Source organism: Granulicatella sp. zg-ZJ (assembly GCF_010892355.1).
In the GTDB taxonomy this organism is placed as follows: Bacteria; Bacillota; Bacilli; order Lactobacillales; family Aerococcaceae; genus WM01.
This window is the reverse complement of record NZ_WNJY01000002.1, coordinates 109,578-129,678: the sequence shown is the minus strand read 5'-3', so window position 1 is coordinate 129,678 and position 20,101 is coordinate 109,578. Positions and strand designations below refer to the sequence as shown.

General features: G+C 34.5%; 19 protein-coding genes. 14 read left to right on the top strand and 5 right to left on the bottom strand.

Translation table 11 applies throughout. The annotated features are described in order from the left end of the window. Both GMA11_RS01335 and GMA11_RS01330 read right to left on the bottom strand, forming a co-directional pair. Window positions 1-877, bottom strand: an 877-nt coding sequence (locus GMA11_RS01335) for a transposase (RefSeq protein WP_163545405.1), incomplete at its 3' end; no start/stop codon positions are given. Between the two features lie 271 nt (window positions 878-1,148). Then, window positions 1,149-1,868, bottom strand: a complete 720-nt coding sequence (locus tag GMA11_RS01330; RefSeq protein WP_163545404.1) for a GntR family transcriptional regulator — start codon at window positions 1,866-1,868, stop codon at window positions 1,149-1,151. Between the two features lie 112 nt (window positions 1,869-1,980). Between GMA11_RS01330 and GMA11_RS01325 the strand changes: the two genes are divergently transcribed. The 7 genes from GMA11_RS01325 (at window position 1,981) to GMA11_RS01295 (ending at window position 8,499) form a co-directional block, all read left to right on the top strand. Next, complete coding sequence (locus GMA11_RS01325; protein WP_163545403.1) at window positions 1,981-3,747, top strand: beta-galactosidase family protein; 1,767 nt, start codon at window positions 1,981-1,983, stop codon at window positions 3,745-3,747. 102 nt (window positions 3,748-3,849) lie between these two features. Then, complete coding sequence (locus GMA11_RS01320; RefSeq protein ID WP_163545402.1) at window positions 3,850-4,329, top strand: PTS system mannose/fructose/N-acetylgalactosamine-transporter subunit IIB; 480 nt, start codon at window positions 3,850-3,852, stop codon at window positions 4,327-4,329. A 31-nt stretch (window positions 4,330-4,360) separates the two neighbouring features. Further along, entirely contained in the window at window positions 4,361-5,239 is an 879-nt protein-coding gene (locus GMA11_RS01315; protein ID WP_163545401.1) for a PTS mannose/fructose/sorbose/N-acetylgalactosamine transporter subunit IIC, read from the top strand. Then, window positions 5,226-6,074, top strand: a complete 849-nt coding sequence (locus tag GMA11_RS01310) for a PTS system mannose/fructose/sorbose family transporter subunit IID (protein ID WP_163545400.1) — start codon at window positions 5,226-5,228, stop codon at window positions 6,072-6,074. Before GMA11_RS01315 ends, GMA11_RS01310 begins: the two co-directional genes overlap by 14 nt. A gap of 13 nt (window positions 6,075-6,087) precedes the next feature. Next, complete coding sequence (locus GMA11_RS01305; RefSeq protein ID WP_163545399.1) at window positions 6,088-6,492, top strand: PTS sugar transporter subunit IIA; 405 nt, start codon at window positions 6,088-6,090, stop codon at window positions 6,490-6,492. Window positions 6,493-7,322: 830 nt separating this feature from the next. Beyond that, complete coding sequence (locus tag GMA11_RS01300) at window positions 7,323-7,775, top strand: LytTR family DNA-binding domain-containing protein (protein WP_163545398.1); 453 nt, start codon at window positions 7,323-7,325, stop codon at window positions 7,773-7,775. 4 nt (window positions 7,776-7,779) lie between these two features. Then, complete coding sequence (locus GMA11_RS01295; protein ID WP_163545397.1) at window positions 7,780-8,499, top strand: LiaF domain-containing protein; 720 nt, start codon at window positions 7,780-7,782, stop codon at window positions 8,497-8,499. Between the two features lie 158 nt (window positions 8,500-8,657). Here GMA11_RS01295 and adhP read toward each other — a convergent pair whose 3' ends face one another. Beyond that, complete coding sequence (gene adhP / locus GMA11_RS01290) at window positions 8,658-9,707, bottom strand: alcohol dehydrogenase AdhP (RefSeq protein WP_163545396.1); 1,050 nt, start codon at window positions 9,705-9,707, stop codon at window positions 8,658-8,660. Window positions 9,708-9,931: 224 nt separating this feature from the next. After that, window positions 9,932-11,824 carry a fructose-1,6-bisphosphatase gene (locus tag GMA11_RS01285; RefSeq protein WP_163545395.1) on the bottom strand — a complete coding sequence of 631 codons (1,893 nt, stop codon included), beginning with the start codon at window positions 11,822-11,824 and terminating at the stop codon, window positions 9,932-9,934. Between the two features lie 451 nt (window positions 11,825-12,275). Here GMA11_RS01285 and GMA11_RS01280 point away from each other — a divergent pair, with 451 nt between their 5' ends. Genes GMA11_RS01280 through GMA11_RS01255 form a run of 6 tightly spaced genes read left to right on the top strand, consistent with a single transcriptional unit; the run spans window position 12,276 to window position 19,124 of the window. Next, window positions 12,276-15,797 (top strand): InlB B-repeat-containing protein, encoded by a 3,522-nt coding sequence (locus GMA11_RS01280; protein ID WP_163545394.1) that lies wholly within the window; start codon window positions 12,276-12,278, stop codon window positions 15,795-15,797. Then, window positions 15,787-16,023 carry a hypothetical protein gene (locus tag GMA11_RS01275; RefSeq protein ID WP_163545393.1) on the top strand — a complete coding sequence of 79 codons (237 nt, stop codon included), beginning with the start codon at window positions 15,787-15,789 and terminating at the stop codon, window positions 16,021-16,023. Before GMA11_RS01280 ends, GMA11_RS01275 begins: the two co-directional genes overlap by 11 nt. Beyond that, window positions 16,001-16,561, top strand: coding sequence for a signal peptidase I (gene lepB, locus GMA11_RS01270; protein WP_163545392.1), 561 nt, complete (start codon window positions 16,001-16,003; stop codon window positions 16,559-16,561). The genes GMA11_RS01275 and lepB overlap by 23 nt, the downstream gene beginning before the upstream one ends. Window positions 16,562-16,581: 20 nt before the next feature. Beyond that, on the top strand, window positions 16,582-17,739 hold the full coding sequence (locus GMA11_RS01265) for a Spy0128 family protein (protein WP_163545391.1): 1,158 nt from the start codon (window positions 16,582-16,584) through the stop codon (window positions 17,737-17,739). A gap of 14 nt (window positions 17,740-17,753) precedes the next feature. After that, window positions 17,754-18,479 (top strand): class B sortase, encoded by a 726-nt coding sequence (gene srtB, locus GMA11_RS01260; RefSeq protein ID WP_163545390.1) that lies wholly within the window; start codon window positions 17,754-17,756, stop codon window positions 18,477-18,479. A gap of 27 nt (window positions 18,480-18,506) precedes the next feature. After that, window positions 18,507-19,124, top strand: a complete 618-nt coding sequence (locus GMA11_RS01255; RefSeq protein WP_163545412.1) for a Spy0128 family protein — start codon at window positions 18,507-18,509, stop codon at window positions 19,122-19,124. A 137-nt stretch (window positions 19,125-19,261) separates the two neighbouring features. On the opposite strand, the gene GMA11_RS01250 is transcribed toward GMA11_RS01255, so the two are convergent. Then, complete coding sequence (locus GMA11_RS01250; protein WP_163545389.1) at window positions 19,262-19,495, bottom strand: helix-turn-helix domain-containing protein; 234 nt, start codon at window positions 19,493-19,495, stop codon at window positions 19,262-19,264. A gap of 231 nt (window positions 19,496-19,726) precedes the next feature. On the opposite strand from GMA11_RS01250, the gene rplS reads away from it, so the two are divergent. Then, complete coding sequence (gene rplS, locus GMA11_RS01245; RefSeq protein ID WP_163545388.1) at window positions 19,727-20,074, top strand: 50S ribosomal protein L19; 348 nt, start codon at window positions 19,727-19,729, stop codon at window positions 20,072-20,074. Window positions 20,075-20,101: the final 27 nt, after the last annotated feature.

Genomic DNA, 20,101 nt, shown 5'->3' with positions numbered 1-20,101 from the left:
AAAATATCTTTTTCTCTTCTAAAAATTTTAAAATGTCTTTTTTATAATACCCGCTATCTAACGCGACACAATTCACATCAAACTTAAATTTATCCATGATATATGTTAATCGCGACACATACGGTACGCTATCATGCACGTTCCCCGGTGTAATAAAGCAGTCCACAATAAAGTTATGTTTACCATCGACACTACGATGGTCTAAGTACATAAATCCTTTTTCTTTATTATCCCGATGGTAATAGCCACTTTCTTTATCAGTCGTACTTTCTTTAATCGTTTTAGAGATGGTTTTATCGGTGTAGCTAAAAGGCTTTTTTCCAATGGCTTCTCTTTCGGCGTTGATTTCATTTTCTAAATCTCGTTTACGTTCCTGAACCACTTCAATAACGGCGTTTCTAAATTTATTTTTATTGGCGTTTGCTTTAATGTGTGTGGAATCTGTGAATAAAGCTGTGCCGCTAATTAAATGATGTGAGATAGCTTGGTGTACAATAGTATTAAATATATCTTCAAACACAGAAGTACCTTGAAAACGGCGAATATAATTTTGAGAGAAAGTAGAATAATGTGGGGTAGGTTTAGAGAAAGGGAGGTTTAAAAACCATCTAAACGCTACATCCGTTTCGACACGTTTAATGGTTTCTCGCATGGATTTAATGCCATAAATATCTTTTAAAAAGACCAATTTAAATAAAACAACAGGGTCTAAACTATTGCGACCGTTGGTATGACTATAATAGGGAGAAGTAATATCATAAATAAAATTGAAATCAATTGATTTATCAATTTTACGTAGTAAATGGTCTTTTGGTACTAATTCGGACAATGTGTTTAATATGATTTCATCATTTGGGTGAGTTTCTTTATAAAACATAGATTTTTCCCTCCTTTTTCTTATCTCTATTATACCACTTTTAAGCGTTATTATCGTATCAGACGTTGTGGTACGAATGGCTTCGTTCTCGCACATGGTAGAGAACGAGCGATGTATCGTGTACATCGTGGTAAGCCGTACAACTTAACGTCTGATACGAAAAAAGACTGTTGACACTCTTACTTTGTCAACAGTCTGAACAAGTGTATCCTAGTGATACGCTTGTTTTTTATTGTATTAGCGAAGAGAAACTACCGGTAAAATTTTCTAATTATTTATGAGATAGAGAACTGATTTCAAATTTATAGAAATCCCATCGTTTGTAAGATTCAACATATTCTAAAATTTGTTTTGAAAAAACACTTGATTTTGTTCGTCTGATTTGTAATACAGCAGGTTCCATATCTTTTAACTCTAAAATTGTTTGAACATGTTCAGGTAGATTTAACATAATTTCATTCGTTTCTTTGAAGCGTTGACTTTCCATATCAATGTTAAAGTCATCTTTAAAACGAGTGTAAATAGATGTATAATACTCGTTCATATTTTCTATATCTTTACGAATAAATTTACTGTTGACATACGTTTTTTGGTAAATATATGGCGTGTTATTTGCTGTTCTAACACGTTCGATACAAAAATAATGTTCTTTTGCTGATAAATGTAGCATTTTTAAATAAAAAGGATCGTTTCCTTTTGTAATAGATAAAACAGTGACGGTATCTTCATCTGCCGAGAATTTTTCTATATCAGAAAATTCAACATGTTTTCCTTTTCTTGAACGAGATACAAATGTCCCTTTTCCTTGATAACGCACAACATAGCCGTCTTTTACTAATTCGTTTAAAGCACGAATAATTGTAATCGAGCTGACGTGGTACATTTTTGCCAATTCAGCTTCTGTGTAAAATTTATCTCCATTTTTAAAAATACCGGATTTGATTTGGGTTTCTAGATCTATTTTTATTTGTTGGTATTTAGGTATACTCATATTATTCTCCTTTTTATATTATAATATTATGATAATCCATAATGTGCATATTGACAAATAAAAAAATGAGAATTATTATATTAACATAATGTAGTGTGATGGAGGTGGAACTATGACACGGTTTGAAATTAAAGATACATTCCTTTTGGATGGTAAACCGTTTCATATTTTGTCAGGGGCGATTCACTATTTTAGAGTTCACCCTAAAGATTGGTATCACTCTTTGTATAATTTGAAGGCGCTAGGATTTAATACAGTTGAAACGTATGTTCCTTGGAATCTTCATGAACCTAAAAAAAATGAATATCACTTTGACAATGGATTAGATATTGAAAAGTTTTTGACACTTGCACAGGAAATAGGATTATATGCGATTGTTAGACCGTCTCCTTATATTTGTGCTGAATGGGAATTTGGTGGTTTTCCTGCTTGGTTATTAGAGGAGTCGATACGTATCCGTTCTAGTGATGAACGTTATTTACAGTATGTTTCTAATTATTATGATACGTTATTATCTAAATTAGTACCTCACCAACTCGACAATGGTGGGAATATATTGATGTGTCAGATAGAAAACGAATACGGCTCTTACGGTGAAGATAAAGAGTATTTAAGGGGAATAAAACAACTAATGCGAGAAAAAGGGATAACAGTTCCTTTATTTACTTCTGATGGCGCATGGAGAGCAACGTTGCGAGCAGGGAGTATGATTGAAGACGATATTTTACCAACGGGTAATTTTGGTTCCAAAGCAGATGAAAATTTTGGGAATTTAAAAGCATTTTTTGAAGAATATGGAAAGACATTCCCATTGATGTGTATGGAATTTTGGGACGGTTGGTTTAATCGTTGGAATGAGCCTGTGATTAGACGCGATCCAGAAGAATTAGCACAAGCCGTTTACGATGTCATGAAACAGGCAAGTATTAACTTATATATGTTCCATGGTGGTACAAACTTTGGGTTTATGAATGGATGTTCTGCCCGTGGACGAAAAGATTTGCCGCAAGTAACATCTTATGATTATGATGCCTTATTAGATGAACAAGGTAATCCGACAGCGAAATATATGGCTGTTTCTAAGATGTTAAAAGAAAAATTTCCACATTTGGTACAAAAAGCACCTCTTGTGAAGGAAACAATGGCTATTTGTGATATTCCGTTGGAGAGCAAAGTAAGTTTATTTAACACGCTTCACTCTATTGCGGATCCAATTTACGCAAAATACCCAAAAACAATGGAAGCTTTAGGACAAAATGTTGGGTACACATTATATCGTACAAAACTTGAACAAGATGCACAAGAAGAACGATATAGAGTGATTGATGCCAGTGATAGAATACAATTTTATTTAAATGGAAAACACATTGTTACACAATATCAGTTTGATGTGGGCGAAGATATTTTAACAAACGTACCAGAAAAAGAAAATCAAATAGATATTCTTGTGGAAAATATGGGACGTGTCAATTACGGGCATAAACTACTGGCGGACACACAGCATAAAGGTATCCGTACAGGTGTGACGGCAGACTTACATTTTCTAACAAATTGGGAGCATTATACATTGCCTTTGGATAATGTGACAGATGTCGATTTCTCAAAAGAGTGGGTAGAAAATCAACCTGCATTTTATAAATATAGTGTTGAAATAGAAGATCCACTGGATACTTTTGTTGATATGACAGGATTTGGAAAGGGAGCTGTATTTATTAACGGCTATCATATCGGACGTTTTTGGGAAGTTGGGCCAATCATGAGTTTATATGCACCAAGTGGTGTATGGAAACAAGGGAAAAATGATATTGTGGTGTTTGAAACAGAAGGTGTTTATCAATCGAATATTTGTTTATCACATCAACCAATTATAAAAAATTGATGAAAATTTTGATTTTTTTATTGAAAACGATTGCTGTTTTTGAAAAAAGTGGTAAAATAAGAGTGTGAAAACAATATGTTCATATATTAAGGAGGAGAAAATATGGCTATCGTTGCATGTCGTATTGACGGCCGTCTAATCCACGGTCAAGTAGCAAATTTATGGTCAACAAAACTTAATATTTCACGTATTATGGTTATTGATGATGAAGTTGCTGAAAACGCTATTGAAAAAAGCGGTCTAAAATTAGCAACACCACCTGGTGTTAAATTGAGTGTGCTGCCTATTGAAAAGGCTGCCAATAATATTCTAGAGGGAAAATATGACTCTCAACGTTTATTGATTGTAGCACGCAAACCAGACAGATTCCTACGTTTAGTAGAAGCAGGTGTGACAATTCCAGAATTAAATGTTGGTAATATGTCACAAACACCTGAAACTAAACCAGTAACACGAACAATTCATGTTGTAGATGCTGACATCGAAGCATTTGGAAAATTGAATGAGAAAGGAGTTAAATTAGTCGCACAAATGGTTCCAAGTGATCCGGTGGAAGATTTTATGAAATTATTAAATAAATAAGTAAGTATATTTTTATTAGGAGGAATTATTTATGATTCATTGGTGGCAAATATTATTACTAACTTTATATGCTGCATATCAAATTTTAGATGAATTAACAATCGTATCATCAGCTGGGTCACCAGTTTTTGCAGGTTGTGTAGCAGGGTTAGTCATGGGAGATTTACAAACAGGTCTATTTATTGGTGGTAGCTTACAATTAGTTGTTCTAGGTGTTGGAACATTCGGTGGGGCTTCACGTATTGATGCTAACTCAGGAGCAGTTTTAGCAACAGCATTCTCAGTAGCATTCAAAATTGACCCACAACAAGCAATCGCAACTATTGCGGTACCAGTAGCAACATTACTTATCCAATTTGACGTGTTAGGTCGTTTCTTAACAACATTCTTCCAACACAAAATTGATAGAGATATTGAAAACTTCAACTACAAAGCAATTGAACGTGACTACCTATTAGGTGCTTTCCCTTGGGCATTATCACGTGCATTACCAGTATTCTTTGCATTAGCTTTAGGCCAAGGTGCTGTTCAAGGTATCATTGACTTTATTAACACAAATATTCCTTGGTTAGCAACTGGTTTAACAGTAGCCGGTGGTGCTTTACCTGGTGTCGGTTTTGCTATCTTATTACGTTACTTACCAGTGAAAAAACACTTCCCTTATTTAATTTTAGGGTTTGTGTTAACAGCAATGTTAAGCGTACTATTTGCTTCAGTACAAACATTAGGTGGAGCTGTAGCAGGATTGTCTAAAGAATTTACTGGTGTATTCCAAGGTTTACCAGTTTTAGGTGTTGCTTTAATCGGTTTTGCTTTAGCATCTATTCATTTCAAAAATAGTTTTAATGTTCCATCAGGAGCAGTAGCAAGTTCAGCAGCGGAAGGAGAAGTTGACGATGACGAAATCTAATTACAAATTAACAAAAGAAGATTTTAATCAAATTAACCGTCGTAGTTTATTTACATATCAATGGGGTTGGAACTATGAACGTATGCAAGCGTCAAGCTATCTATACATGATTTTACCTCAATTACGTAAAATGTACGGTGACGGAACACCAGAATTGAAAACAATGATGAAAACTCATTCTCAATTCTTCAATACATCTCCATTCTTCCATACAATTATTGCAGGTATTGACTTAGCTTTAGAAGAAGAACAAGGTGTAGACTCAGCAGAAGCTGTTTCAGGTATTAAAACTGGTTTAATGGGACCATTCGCTTCTATTGGGGATGCAATTTTCGGTTCAACAATTCCAGCTATCTTTGGTGCGATTGCTGCCAATATGGCTGTACAAGAAGTTGGCGGTAAAAACAACGGAACACCATTTGGTATCCTAATCTGGATTTTAGCAAATATTGCAATTATGTTCTTCCGTTGGAAACAATTAGAGTTTGCCCACAAAGAAGGGGTTTCTCTAGTAACAACAATGCAAGCTCGTTTAGCAGCTTTAACAGATGCAGCAACATTATTAGGGGTATTCATGGTTGGTGCCTTAGTTGCAACAATGGTAAACATTAAATTCGTTGCTGTACCAGAAGTATTTGGTGTTAAAATCAATATTCAAAATACTCTAGATTCTATTTTCCCTAAATTAGTACCACTTGCTGTAACAGGTTTTGTATACTGGTTATTAGGTAAAAAAGGTATGACATCAACTAAAGCAATCTTTATTGTTATCGCGTTGATTGTTGCTTTAGCTGGTTTAGGTCATCTAGTAAATATGCCAATTATTGCAAAATAGAAAAGAGAAAATTATGTCAAAACATTTAATCTTAATTAGTCATGGTGTCTTTTGTGAAGCACTAAAAGCAAGTACAGAAATGATTATGGGACCGCAAGATTATATTCATGCTATTCCATTATTACCGTCAGAAGGTCCTGAAGATTTTCAACAAAAATTTGAAGCATTAACAGACGGATTAGAAGAATACACTGTATTTGCTGATTTAATGGGTGGAACGCCTTGTAATGTGGCGTCACGCTTATTGATGTCAGGTGCAAAATCATTTGATTTATATGCAGGTATGAGCATGCCAATGGTTATTGGTTTTATCAATAGTGTTCTCGTTGGACAAGAAACAGATCTTATCGCAAACACAAAAGAAAACATTTGTTATGTCAATGCTTTATTACAAACAGATGACGATGATGATGAGTAATATGTTAAAAACGCTAGTGTGTCAAACACTAGCGTTTTTTGTTCTATAATAAATCGTGTTGGTGGATTATTCCCACCAACACGATTTATTATAGAGCCGCTTTTTTGAGTGTATGTGAAATGGTGTCGGTGACTAAAAATGAAGCAACTTTATCAATAGATAAAGAGGTTTGTGTTTTTAAATAACCGATTCACAATGAGTATTTTAGCTCTTAAATTATAAAAGTTGGGCTCTATAATATTTAGTTGTATATCAAATCGTATCAATAACCGATTATCATAATAACTATTGTCATCAATAAATAATACTAAATTTCAATATACAATAAAAAAGTAGGGGGTTTTATTCAAAAAAGAAATTCTAATTAGGCTATTTTACTAAAAACAATGTTTAGACGATGTGTTTTAAGCGTGTATCATCATTCTAAAAAGATGAGGTTTAGTAAAGAACAAAATAGCTAGGCACCAATCTGTTTGTATAGATTGATGCCTAGCTGTTTGTCTTTTAATATCAGATAGAAAAATACCTTAGCTAAAAAATAAATTTTTATAATTATATTCTAAAGTAATGATGTCCTATCAGTAAGAGTATGAAAGACGATTATTTTTGATATATGACATATATTAACTTTTGTTCTAAAATGTTTTTGACCGAGTATTTTATACCACTTATATGCTGATTTATACCACTTGTCGTGAAAATATATCTTTTTTAACAAGGAAAAGATATACTTTTTATAAAGAAATGAGGGATTATTATGGTCATACGCATTGAAATTATATATGATATAAATACACAGGAAGAAAACGATGCGAAAGGAGAGAGTATGGTTGAGGGTAATTATAGAGTTGGATGAATTACTTCAAGATATTGAAGTCATTATCAAGGCACCGGCATTTGATGAACGGCTTGCTAATTTACAAAGAGCTATTGAGATGAGTGCAAAGCGTTCTTTAAATTTTGTGTTTTATAAAGAAAATAGCGAATATTATATACCAATTTCAGATATACTATTTTTTGAAACGCAAGGAAATGTTGTGTGTGCACATACAGAGAGGGATACGTATACAATCAAATTAAAATTATACGAGATAGAATCAAATATGCCGATTGAGTTTGTGCGTATTTCCAAGTCGACTATTGTCAACACCAAAAAGATTTATGCATTGGATAAGTCTTTTTCTGGAACGAGTACGATTTCTTTTTATAAGACACATAAACAAGTGCATGTGTCTAGACATTACTATAAAACATTAAAAGATAGATTAAATGAAACGAGGTAAAACAATGAAAAAACAATTATGGGGTTTGGGTTTTCTATTCTTATCGGTATTAGTAATATTGCATTATTTTAAAGTGGTACCAAATATACCGTTGATGCTTATTATTGTAACGGTGTTTTTATTAAATTGGCTGATTAAAAGTATTATGGGACGTAATTTATTTGGTGTGTTCACTTCTTGTGTTGCAGGATTTTTGTTCTACAATCATGAATTTAAATTTGTAGATATACCATATTGGACAGTTATACTATCAGCTGTTTTAGCTTACGTTGGTATCACGATGATTTTTGAGCAGTATAAACCAAAAAAAGTGTATTATCATGCGAAATTTCAAAATGAATCTATTATTGACGGTGATGATTTTGAAGAAGTAAGAGATGGTATGTATGATGAAAAAGCACATTCAGTTAGTCGTACATCTTTTTCAAGTAGTACAAAATACGTGCATACGAATAACGTAGACGGTATGTCCTTTAGTTGTTCATTTGGAGAAAGTAAAGTGTTTTTTGATGATGCAAAAATACGAGATAGCCAAGCACAAATACATGTGACTGTGTCCTTTGGAGAAATGACTTTATTTATTCCAAAAAATTGGCAAGTCATCAATAATGTGACAGTTTTTCTAGGAGAAGTTACCCAAGCACAAAATATTCTTGCCTATGAAAAAACACTTATGATAGATGGTAATGTTCAATTCGGAGAGTTAAATATTGTTTATATTTAGAAATATTTTGAGTGATGACAAGATGTCGTCACTCTTTTTAGTTGATATGAATATTTTGTATATTAGAGATATATGAAGAAATAAGATTTGCCAATATTATAGAAAACAACAACCCCGTAGCCACAATTGGCTACGGGGTTGTTGTTAAACATACTAAATTATCCGTTACAGCAAGCACATCCGCTGCATTCTTTTTTCATGTCGATAACCATACGTCCTTGAATTGTTCCGTTTTCCATTTCTTCAAAGACATCGTTTACTTCGTCTAAAGCACGTGTTTGAACGACTGGTACGACTTTACCTTCTGCACCGAATTGGAATGCTTCTTCCAAGTCTTTACGTGTACCAACTAGAGAACCGATAACTTCGATACCGTCTAAAACAGCTTTAACGATTGGTAAGTCCATTGTTTCTGAAGGTAAACCAACAGCAACAACTTTACCTGCTGCACGTACACAGTTAATAGCGTCGTTGAATGCTACTTTAGAAACGGCTGTTACAACAGCTGAGTGAGCACCGCCAACTTTTTCTTGAATATATGCAGCTGTGTCGCTAATTTCTTTTGCATTCAAAGCAATATCAGCACCTACTTCTAAAGCTAAATCCAATTTGTCTTGATTAACATCAATCGCAATAACATGAGCGTTGAAAACATGTTTAGCGTATTGGATAGCTAAGTTTCCTAAACCTCCACAACCGTAAATCGCAATCCATTGACCAGGTTTTGCATCAGCAACTTTAATTGCTTTGTAAGTTGTAACACCTGCACATGTGATAGAACTTGCTTGTGCTGGGTCTAATCCTTCAGGAACTTTAACAGCATAATCAGCTGTTACTAAACATTGTTCAGCCATACCACCGTCAACACTGTATCCTGCATTTTTTACTTTACGACATAATGTTTCACGTCCTGTTGTACAGTATTCACAACTACCACAACCTTCAAAGAACCATGCAATACTAACACGATCTCCAACTTTCAAGCTAGTAACACCTGGACCAATTTCAGAAACGATACCAATTCCTTCATGACCTAAAACACGACCAGGTACTTGACCAAAATCGCCATGTGCTACGTGTAAATCTGTATGACACACACCACAGTATTCCACATCAACCAATGCTTCTCCGTAACCTACTTTTGGTGTTTCTTTTTCAACGATCTCCACACGACCATTACTTTCTTTTGTGACAACTGCTGCTCTCATATAAACACTCCTTCTTATTAGTGATTTTATTCACATTTGAGAAATTACTCAAATGTTTATTACAAACCTATTATATACCAATGTTTTAAAGAAATAAAGTAGTTTGTTTATTTTATTTACATTTAAAATTTTTAATAAAAAGTCCTAATTTGTGATAAAAATCACATATCGTAATTATTTTGATATAAGCAAACCCCGATACAAAAATATCGGGGGCTTACTTATTATTCTTTATTTAATAATGCATATAGTGTGTTAATTTGATCTTGCAGTCGTTTGCCAACAGTTGTATCTCGGACACGTTTTCTTTCGAGTACACGGTCGACAATACGTTTTGTAGATAAGACATCCGTTTCTTCTCTTAAAGCCACTTCTTTTGTGTCAAAATGTTTATGTGTGATGAGCTGCATGCCATAAGAATTATATAAAAGAGTATAACCGTGGATACCCGTTGTTTTATGATAAGGTAGAGAAAAGCCACCGTCAATCACAATCATTTTACCATTTGCTTTAATTGGACATTCGCCTTTGATTTCTTTAACTGGTGTATGACCGTTAATGATGTGCCCATCTTTTGTAGGTACACCGAACTCTTTTAAAATCATTTTGACTGTTTCTAAGTTTTCACGTGCAGAGTAGTATTTATTTTTATTTTCTGCATGTGTTTCTTTGTCTTGGATAAAATATCTTTCAAATGTTTTCATGACATCTTTACCAAATAAAGAAGAATATTTTCCGGTCCATAAATACCACATCATATCCGTTGAGAAATCATCTTGTATGTGTGGATGAGCAGCACTATACCGTACATAGCTTTCAAATTTATCAAAAAGAGCTTTACCATGGTATTTTTGATTTTCCAATGTCAACGAAGCAAATTGTTCATTTTCTGTTAGGGGCACACAACCGTGGTAGAGTAGATTTCCGTTGTAAAGAGTGTATAGACTTCCAACCTCTAGTAAAAAATCCATATGGCGTTTTAGTTTTTCGCTGTTTTGGAATGAACGATTTAATTTCGCTAAAATATGACGTTCTTCATCGGTTAAGGCTTCGGGGTCATTGTCATTCAACATAGATGTATCAAAATATTGTAATGGATATTCTTTTCCGTCCAATGTAATGGTATTGTGTTTTGTGTCGATTTGTGTTAGAAGACGGCGATTTGCCATATCAAATTCAGGACGACGTTTAATGATTTGACTTTCTAGTTTAAATTGTAAAAACGTAATGGCTTGATGTAATTTAGAAATTTGTTTTGCTTCTTCTTCCCCAAGTGTTTGGTTGGGTAGTAATTTAGGTCTAAAGTTAGGGAAGTCTTTATAATATTTTTCTGCGTATGTAAATAAAGGGCGTAGATTTATACCGTAACTATCTTCAATAATGCTTAAATTATTGTATCTAGCACAAATACGAATAACATTTGCCATACACACAAGCGAGCCAGACACGGCACCAAGCCATAAAATATCATGATTTCCCCATTGAATATCGACAGAATGATAGTGCATGAGTGTTTCCATAATTTCATCGGGAGCAGGGCCGCGATCGTAAATATCACCAACGACGTGCAAATGGTCGACAATCAGTTGTTGCATTACATAGGACAGAGCAATAATTAAGTCATCTGCTTGTTCTAACGCAATCAAATTGTCAACAATGGCACTATAATATTTCTGTTTATCTCCTCCTACATTACTTTTATAAAGTAGTTCTTCGATAATATAAACAAATCGACTAGGTAATGCTTTTCTTACTTTTGAACGTGTATACTTACTCGCAACAAATTCTAAAAATTCGATCAAACGATAAATTGTAACCGCATACCAGTTTTTCAAAAGAGAATCTTCCATACTGTCTTGAATGAGGCTTAATTTTTCTTCTGGATAAACAATCAATGTTGTCAGCTGTGAAATATCCGAAGTGGTCAGTCGCCCACCAAATAAATCATTTAATTTCGCACGTACATTTCCCGATGCGTTTCTCAAAATATATTGAAAAGCAAAATATTCTCCATGGACGTCGCTTACAAAATGTTCCGTCCCTTTTGGTAAATTTAAAATAGCTTCTAAATTAATAATTTCGGTAATAATGTCCTCATTTGAAAGCGTCGTTGTCATTGTTTTGTCCTCTTCGCATATGATAGATTTTGTATACACTAATGGTAACAATGTAAAGGAAATGTGTCAATCAAAAAGTAAAACGCTGTCATTTTTTAGAACTTAAATTTTTTTATAAATTTATTAAAAAATATTCACGACAAATAAAATGAAAAAGTAATAGAGGATAAGCGGGATGAGAAACTTGTTGTTATAATAAGGTTTTATAAAAAATAAAAGTCGAACGAAGTGGAATATATCTTATGTTTTATAAAGAAAAAATATGTATAATATAAATTTTTAATAAAATTTCAATAAAATAATTTTAAGATTTCTATTGACAACAATACTCAAGATGATAAAATAACATCTGTTAGTCGACGTAGCAGTGATGCCCCCAAACCCGAAAAAACTCGGGGGGGGGTATTTTTAGTGGTTTATTTTATTAAAGAAAGAGGGTAGAAATGTAGATGTGAAAACAGTAAAGAAAAAATGGTTGATTTGGTTTACAGTTCTGTTATTAGTTGTACAATCGACAAATTTGTACTATTCAGGGACATTATTTGCCGAAGAACAGCAAACAGAACAAGATAATTCCAATATAGCTGGAAATCTTAGTAGTGAATACGATGTCGATACGGTGGATCAAACATTACAAGCAACTATCTATCAAGATGCTAGTTATCAAGAATTGGCAGAAGAAGTTAGTGCTATTACATTGAGTGGGAAAATGCCACAAGGTGCGACTGTCAAAGCATATCCTGCTGAAGTACCGACAGGGGCTGAAACAGTTTTGTTTGCTTATGACATTACGATTTATGATACAAATGGGCGTGTTTTTAATCCAAAAGAGTCTGATAGTATTCAAGTAAGTGTGTCAAACCCTGTTCTTGAAAATGCTTCGAATATTAAGATTTATCACGTTGAAGGGGATACTCAACAAAAGGAGGAAGTGATACCAAAAGAAACGCAAGATGATACCGTTACTTTTGACGCAAAAAGTTTCTCTGTTTACATAGGAACGGGATTAAGTAGTCATAAAGTTCATACGTATCGTTTTTATGATGAACAAGGGCAAGAGTTATATGTTCGTAGACTATCTACTGGAGAAAAACTAAGCAAGCCACCAACAGTATACAAAGATGGGTATGTGTTTACAGGTTGGTATACTGCTCAAACAGGTGGAAGAAAGTTTGAGGATAATAAATTTACAGTAGAAGGTCCATTGAGAAACGACCAAGAGACTAAACTATATGCACGATACCAAAAAGCGTATTTTGTACGGTACTTATCTAAATCACAACAAGGTGCACCAGCGTGGTTTACACAAAAATATCCACGTTCAGACGGTAATGATGTATTAGATTTTAAAAATATTCCTTTTGTAGCAGATGATGGAAAAGTGTTGACAGGTTGGTCGAGAACATTGGATGGACGTACACCGGTTGCTGAGGGCACACCTGTGACGTCGGATATGGATCTTTATCCAATTATACAACCGGCCCGCTGGATTTATTTTGAGACAAATGGAGCAGAGTCACTTTCTCCAGTTTATGTTTTAGCTAATCAACAAAATAAAACCAAAAAACCAGCAGATCCTGTTAGACAAGGATACACTTTTGCAGGGTGGTTTGCGGATAAAGAATTAAAAGTCCCATTTAACTGGGATGCTAGACCGCAACGTGATACAACGATTTATGCTAAATGGACACCAAGTAAAACAAGTTATACGATTGTTTATTGGAAACAAAAAGTAACACATCCCCTTGGGCAAGCTGATCCGACTCATGATGACTATGATTATTGGAAGAGTACAGTTGTATCTAATATCGATACGGGCAGTGCGACACCTACATCTATTGCTCCAGAGAATGAGCAAGGATTTGGATTTTCTTATGCTGAAAGCAATTATGATAAAGTAAAAGGTGACGGTTCAACTACTATAAATGTTTACTATGATCGAAAAGTAGTAACGATTAACTATTACGAAGGAGAAAGAAGTGACAGACCATTCCGTACATCAAGAGGACTTTGGGAGTCGCCGATTACTGATTTTCCTGAATTAACGAATGGGACACCTCACTTTAGATTTGATACTGGAAGAACGAGTAATAATGTTACTACTACAACGACTTATTGGCCGGATTTTAAATTTGAAGATCGACATATGTGGGATCCCACAAATTACATTGTTCGTTTAAGATACACCTCTCTTATAGATAACAGAAATGCTTATACGATTTATTGGCAGGTTCAAGAACCTGATGGTTCATATCGTTTGGTGCATGGACAAAAAGCTGAACTAAGTGGAACGGCCTTTACATTAACCAATAAATTTAGAGGATATGAAATTGTATCTGCTTCAGATCATAATGCAAACAGATTTTTTTCTGCAACAGAGGGAAGTCGACTTGCACCAAAGAGAATAGGTTATGATGTTCGTTTAGATAGAAAACGGTACACTATTGATTATAAGTATGGGAATGCGACAACAGTTGGGAATAAAACAGGTATTCCTTATGGTGCAACATTAGATGCCTCTTATAACTTAAATGAACCTAGTAGACCGGCAGATATTCCATCTCATTATGTGTGGAAAGGTTGGGCATTAGATCCAGCTGGTTCTAAATTTATAAAATTTGATGGTTCTTATAAAATGGATGCAAATAATTTAGTGTTATATGCGATTTGGAAACCGGTTGATGTGACTGTAACTTTTGATAGCAATGGTGGTTCATCTGTTCCAAGTCAGCCACTTGCGTCAGGAGACAGTGCGAAAAAACCAACAGACCCAACACGACCAAATTATCGGTTTGCCGGTTGGAAACTAAATGGTAATTTGTATAGTTTCAATTCAGAAGTGAATCGAAATATTACCTTGGTTGCACAATGGATACCGACAACGGTTGCTAATTTGTATTATTATCCAAATACGGCGACTGGAGAAATAAAAAAAGCAACAAATTCGGATTTTCCAGATGTTGACGGTAAAGTTGAGAAAATAGAAACGAACTGGGGCTGGAGAGCACCGGCTACGTCAGACGGTTTTGTTAGTTGGAATACGAAAGCTGATGGGACAGGGACGACTTATTATCCGGGAGATGCTATTCCATTGCCTGCTGGGGATACACATTTGTATGCACAGTGGTCAGAAAACAGAAAAGTAGATGTGACCTATCATTTTAATTATCCATCACTTTATTCAAGTCAACAGCCAAATCCTTTAGTTCAACAATTTGAGGCGAATGATGATAATGCAAAAATTGGTGGAAATAATTCAGCTAAATTCTTTGGGAATAAATTAACTTTAGCGGGATATAAATTCTTAGGGTGGTCTACTCAACCGACAGGGAATACTGAATTCGCTCAAACTGGAGACAAGTTTCATGTCGATACGTTAAACAAAGAAAGCGAAAATGCTTTGTATGCGCGTTGGCAACGTGAAGCGCTGATTACCGTGAAAAAAGAAGTTGATGGTAATCAGATTGATAATAATACACCTAATAGAGAATTTACTTTTCACTATAAAATCCATCTACCTGGTTCCGTATTTGAATCTCGGAGTAGTATAAACGGAAGCTTTACGCTTCGTCCGGGTGAAACAAAAACTTTAGAACAAATAACGGCAGATCAACCAGATCCAAACAAACGTTTTACTGTTTTACCAGAGGGTGCCGGTATTCGAATTGCAGAAGTAAAGAATGATCATGTTCAAGATGTCGAAACATGGAAATTTGCATTGAATAATCCAAACGTAATGGAGAAAAAACCATTAGGTAGTTTAGCGGATAGAAATGGAGTAAAAATCTGGGAGTATGAAGTGGGTGAAACGAGTGATAATGCTCATGTCGTCTTTAAAAATACGAAGATTGCTTCTCCACCTACAGGACTATTTTTTGATAGTGTCCCTGCAATGCTATTAAGTGGATTTGCACTCATAGCTATTTTATATATCGTACTTTTCCAAAAAAGAGGTAGACACTATGACGATTAAGAGTGAAACAGAATTACTTGCCTTTTTCAAAAAATTAAAATTCAAAAAGAAATTGTTTTTCGGTGTAGATGAAAAGGATGTTTGGAGAAAATTAGCTAACTTGCAACAAGAGTATCAAACATTAATCGCAATACACGATGCAAAGTATGAGGCCTTACTGGCAGAGCGTGATAATCTCATCAATGCTAGAAGGAGTCATCATGATGAAAAAAAGGAAATCTATTAAAGAACAAACTGTTGAGGATATTATTAAGCAACGTTTAAAGAGATTGCGTGATAAAGAGGACATTAGTCGATTTTTTAAACATCTTATTCTATTGCTAGGGAGTGTGTATCTCCTCTTTGGTTTTGTTTTTGGGCTGAGTTCAGTTCCAAATGATGAAATGATGCCTCGTATGAGTGCGGGAGATATATTCTTATATTATCGCTTAGAAAAGAGTGTGCGTAGTGGCGACGTCATTTACTTTGAAAAAGATGGCGAACATTATTTAGGACGTGTTATTGCAACAGTTGGTGAAAAGGTAGAGATTACAAGAGATAATTATGTGAAAGTAAACGATAGTTTGTTGACAGAAAGCTATATTTATCAAACAACAGCTCAATATGATTCTCGTGTGACATATCCACTTCAGTTATCGAATGAAGAAGTGTTTGTTCTTGCAGATTATCGTGAGGGTGGCAAAGATAGTCGTTATTTTGGACCAGTCAACATTCACATGATAAAAGGAAAAGTTATTACTATTTTAAGAAAATCTAATATTTAAATGAGGAGAAAGATATAACTATGAAAAATATCAAAAAATTTGCCGTGTCAGCTTTAGCTTTAAGTTTATTAGCATCAAATGTTCCAAGTGTGGCTCGTGCGGAAGAAAATGCAGCTGTGCCAAAGCACCTAGAGTTCCAAAAATGGGTACGTAAAGAAAGAGGTGTTTACGGTCCGGCAACAGACTTTACCTTTACAATCGAATCAGGTGAAGCTGCGAATGCAAATGATCAAAACAATGCTGTTTTAGCAGGACCTGAGGGTGGGGTTACTTTTGAAAAAGATACAATTAGCTTAAAACCTGAAGTAGAATCATCATTAGAAAAAAACGTGATTTATTCAGCAGAGAAAGCAAAATTAAAAATTAATAATGATAAATTTAAAGCTCCAGGTGTATACCGTTATGTAATTAGTGAAACAGTAGGTAACTACGCAGGTATGAATTATCGTACAGATAAAAAATATTTTGATGTGTATGTAAAAAATGGTGCAAATGGTACTATGGAAGTGTACGCTTATACATTTGTTAACAAAGATAATAACAAAGTAAAAGATGCACTTGGTGGCGCATTTATCAATGACTATGGTGTGAATCCTACTGACACTCCGCCAATCGTACCAACTCTAGATAACCCAAACCCAAACAATAATCCAGACCCAGAACCAAATCAAAATAACGATCCTAAAAAAGTGTTAAGCAAATTAAAAGTTAAAAAAGAAGTTCGTGGTAACCAAGGGGACAAACAAAAAGAATTTACGTTCAAATTAAAAGTTGTCGGTGATGACGGTGAAAAATATAATGTGAAATTCAGTGATAACCGTGATGCAGTTCAACTTGTAAGTGGCGGTTCAGAAGTAAGTATTAAATTAAAACATGACCAATATGCAGAAATCACTGGTTTATCATCAAATGATAAAGTGACTATCACAGAGGAATCATACACTAATGATGGATATACAACAAAATATAAACTTAGTGAAAACGTAGTTGATGAAATTGTAGGTAGTGCTGTTGCAGATAAAACAATATCTGCGAATGATACAGTGTTATTCATTAACGAAAAAGAAATCACAACACCAACAGGTTTATTACTTGAATATGGTCCATATGTGTTATTAGTAACGGCAGCAGCTGGTATGCTTATCTTCAGCTTACGTAGACGTTCAGAAGAAGAATAATTAGGAAATAATTCATGGAACAAGCTGCTATATTTGCACGAGCGGGGAATCGAGTGATTCAAAAGTGTTTCTTGTTCTTAGCCATTCTTATGTTACTTTTTGGTAGCTATTGTCTTTGGGATAATATGAGAATTAGCCAAGGTGCCTTTGTATCTAAAGATTTATTGGCGTATAAACCACATCAGGATAGTCCATTATCCTTAGTGGATTTACAAAAAATCAACGCTGACGTGTGTGGTTGGCTAACCATTGATGATACGCATATTGATTATCCACTTGTTATTGGAAAAACAACATTAGAGTATATTAACAAAGATGTTTATGGAAATTTTTCCTTATCTGGTGCTATCTTTTTAGATTCTCAAAATAGTCGAGATTTTACTGATCCATATACGGTTATTTATGGGCATCACATGAGCAATAGAGCGATGTTTGGTGATTTAGAAAATTTCTTAGAAAAAGATTTTTTTGATAAACATCAAACAGGGACATTGTCAGCACTTGAAAAAGAATTCCGTGTGAGTATTTTTGCGACAATGAGAACAGTAGCTTCTGATGAAATTGTCTATAATGTGACAAGCCGAGATGCTATGAAAGTTTTTGAGCACGTTAAAAAGAACGCTGTGCATTATCGAGAAATTGGTATTCAACCAACAGATCAGTTGATTTGTTTATCAACTTGTTCGGATACCACAACAAACGGACGTATTTTGGTATTTGGGCGAATCAGTTTGAAATAATTAGTCAGAAAGGAGTTAGATATAAACATGAAGAAAATTATTACTTATTTCGTAACCATTATCATGTTATTTGCTCTGGTGGATAAAGTGGACGCTTTTGCCGAGTCTGCCGGCTACGAAATGAATATTCCTGCGACTATTCAGATAGATGATCATACCAATTACTATAAAGAAACGGTTTTTAAAGCTGTCCTAACATCTGAGGACGGTACAGAAAAAGAACTTGACGTTAAAGCGAATACGACAGCTTACTTTAAAGGATTTACGTATACAAGAGTCGGTGACTATACGTATACGGTAAAACAAAAAGTAGGAGATAATCCATTGATTGACTATGATTCAAGTGAGTATACCGTCTTGGTACGCGTATTGAATGATGTTGGGAATGGATTAACAGCTAAAATTATTGCTGTTAAATCTGGTGAAACTGCCAAAAGTGATATTGTGTTTCACAATAACATAAAATCGGTATTTCCACCTAACAAAAAGGATGAAACAACAACGGTGCTAACAAAAGCATCTACGGTATTTCTTCCTTTCACAGGTGAACAACAGATTTCTATCGCTGTTGGCGTAGGAGTTTTAGCATTGGGACTTTTCCTTATTGCTTGGAAAAAAAGACGTAGGGATGATAAAGAAGAATAATGAGTGACAGACGGACATTTTGAGATGTCCGTTTGTTTTTGATTTCATGAATATTGATTCTATAATAAATCGTGTTGGTGTTCAAAAATTAAGTAACTTTATCAATCGATAACGATTTATCCAGTGTTCAATAGCCGTTATTTCGTTAGGAGTAGCAGTTGTTGTGCCTTTTGAGCATAGTATTCTTTAGTGCCACCATGAAAAGATAAATCGATAAGTCCACGTTTAATTTCGTTATTGATGGTTTGGTAATTTTTATCTAATAATCTATCGATTTCTCGATTACTTTTACCTTCTTTTTTCCATTTTTCGATGAAGTAACGTTCTTTTTCTGTTATATGCTTGCCTTTTGTGTTATAGTATTCTTGCATCTCTTGTTATCCTTTTTTTGTGATTATGAAAAGTATATCCTATGAGATGCTTTTTTGTACTACTGGTTAACTTAATGATATAATTTACTTCCTCAAATTTACCACGACATACATATTTACAAGTAACTTAAAAAATGCTACAATAATACGAAGTGGGCGACCACATATTCAGAGTATTCCGCTATATGAAAATGTCGTATATGAATATTCGCAGAAGAAGGAGAAAAAGAGATGAGTCAACTAATCGAAAAGATTACACAAGAACAATTACGTACAGATATTCCTGATTTCCGTCCTGGAGATACAGTGCGTGTACACGCTAAAGTTGTTGAGGGAACTCGTGAACGTATCCAGTTATTTGAAGGTGTTGTTATTAAACGCCGTGGTGCTGGTATCAGTGAAACTTATACAGTACGTAAAATCTCTAACGGTGTTGGTGTGGAACGTACATTCCCATTACATACACCACGTGTAGCAAAAATTGAAGTAGTTCGTCATGGTAAAGTACGTCGTGCGAAATTATACTACTTACGTGCGTTACACGGAAAAGCAGCTCGTATTGCAGAGCGTCGTCGTTAATAGACAGTCTATCTCGCCCATACGGGC

Bases quoted from the DNA above. Each gene is read 5' to 3' on its own strand.
- GMA11_RS01315 (WP_163545401.1), top strand. From the start codon at position 4,361: ATGATTCATTGGTGGCAAATATTATTACTAACTTTATATGCTGCATAT.
- GMA11_RS01320 (WP_163545402.1), top strand. From the start codon at position 3,850: ATGGCTATCGTTGCATGTCGTATTGACGGCCGTCTAATCCACGGTCAA.
- adhP (WP_163545396.1), bottom strand. From the start codon at position 9,707: ATGAGAGCAGCAGTTGTCACAAAAGAAAGTAATGGTCGTGTGGAGATC.
- GMA11_RS01305 (WP_163545399.1), top strand. From the start codon at position 6,088: ATGTCAAAACATTTAATCTTAATTAGTCATGGTGTCTTTTGTGAAGCA.
- GMA11_RS01295 (WP_163545397.1), top strand. From the start codon at position 7,780: ATGAAAAAACAATTATGGGGTTTGGGTTTTCTATTCTTATCGGTATTA.
- GMA11_RS01285 (WP_163545395.1), bottom strand. From the start codon at position 11,824: ATGACAACGACGCTTTCAAATGAGGACATTATTACCGAAATTATTAAT.
- GMA11_RS01330 (WP_163545404.1), bottom strand. From the start codon at position 1,868: ATGAGTATACCTAAATACCAACAAATAAAAATAGATCTAGAAACCCAA.
- srtB (WP_163545390.1), top strand. From the start codon at position 17,754: ATGGAACAAGCTGCTATATTTGCACGAGCGGGGAATCGAGTGATTCAA.
- GMA11_RS01265 (WP_163545391.1), top strand. From the start codon at position 16,582: ATGAAAAATATCAAAAAATTTGCCGTGTCAGCTTTAGCTTTAAGTTTA.
- rplS (WP_163545388.1), top strand. From the start codon at position 19,727: ATGAGTCAACTAATCGAAAAGATTACACAAGAACAATTACGTACAGAT.
- GMA11_RS01310 (WP_163545400.1), top strand. From the start codon at position 5,226: ATGACGAAATCTAATTACAAATTAACAAAAGAAGATTTTAATCAAATT.
- GMA11_RS01250 (WP_163545389.1), bottom strand. From the start codon at position 19,495: ATGCAAGAATACTATAACACAAAAGGCAAGCATATAACAGAAAAAGAA.
- GMA11_RS01275 (WP_163545393.1), top strand. From the start codon at position 15,787: ATGACGATTAAGAGTGAAACAGAATTACTTGCCTTTTTCAAAAAATTA.
- lepB (WP_163545392.1), top strand. From the start codon at position 16,001: ATGAAAAAAAGGAAATCTATTAAAGAACAAACTGTTGAGGATATTATT.
- GMA11_RS01255 (WP_163545412.1), top strand. From the start codon at position 18,507: ATGAAGAAAATTATTACTTATTTCGTAACCATTATCATGTTATTTGCT.
- GMA11_RS01325 (WP_163545403.1), top strand. From the start codon at position 1,981: ATGACACGGTTTGAAATTAAAGATACATTCCTTTTGGATGGTAAACCG.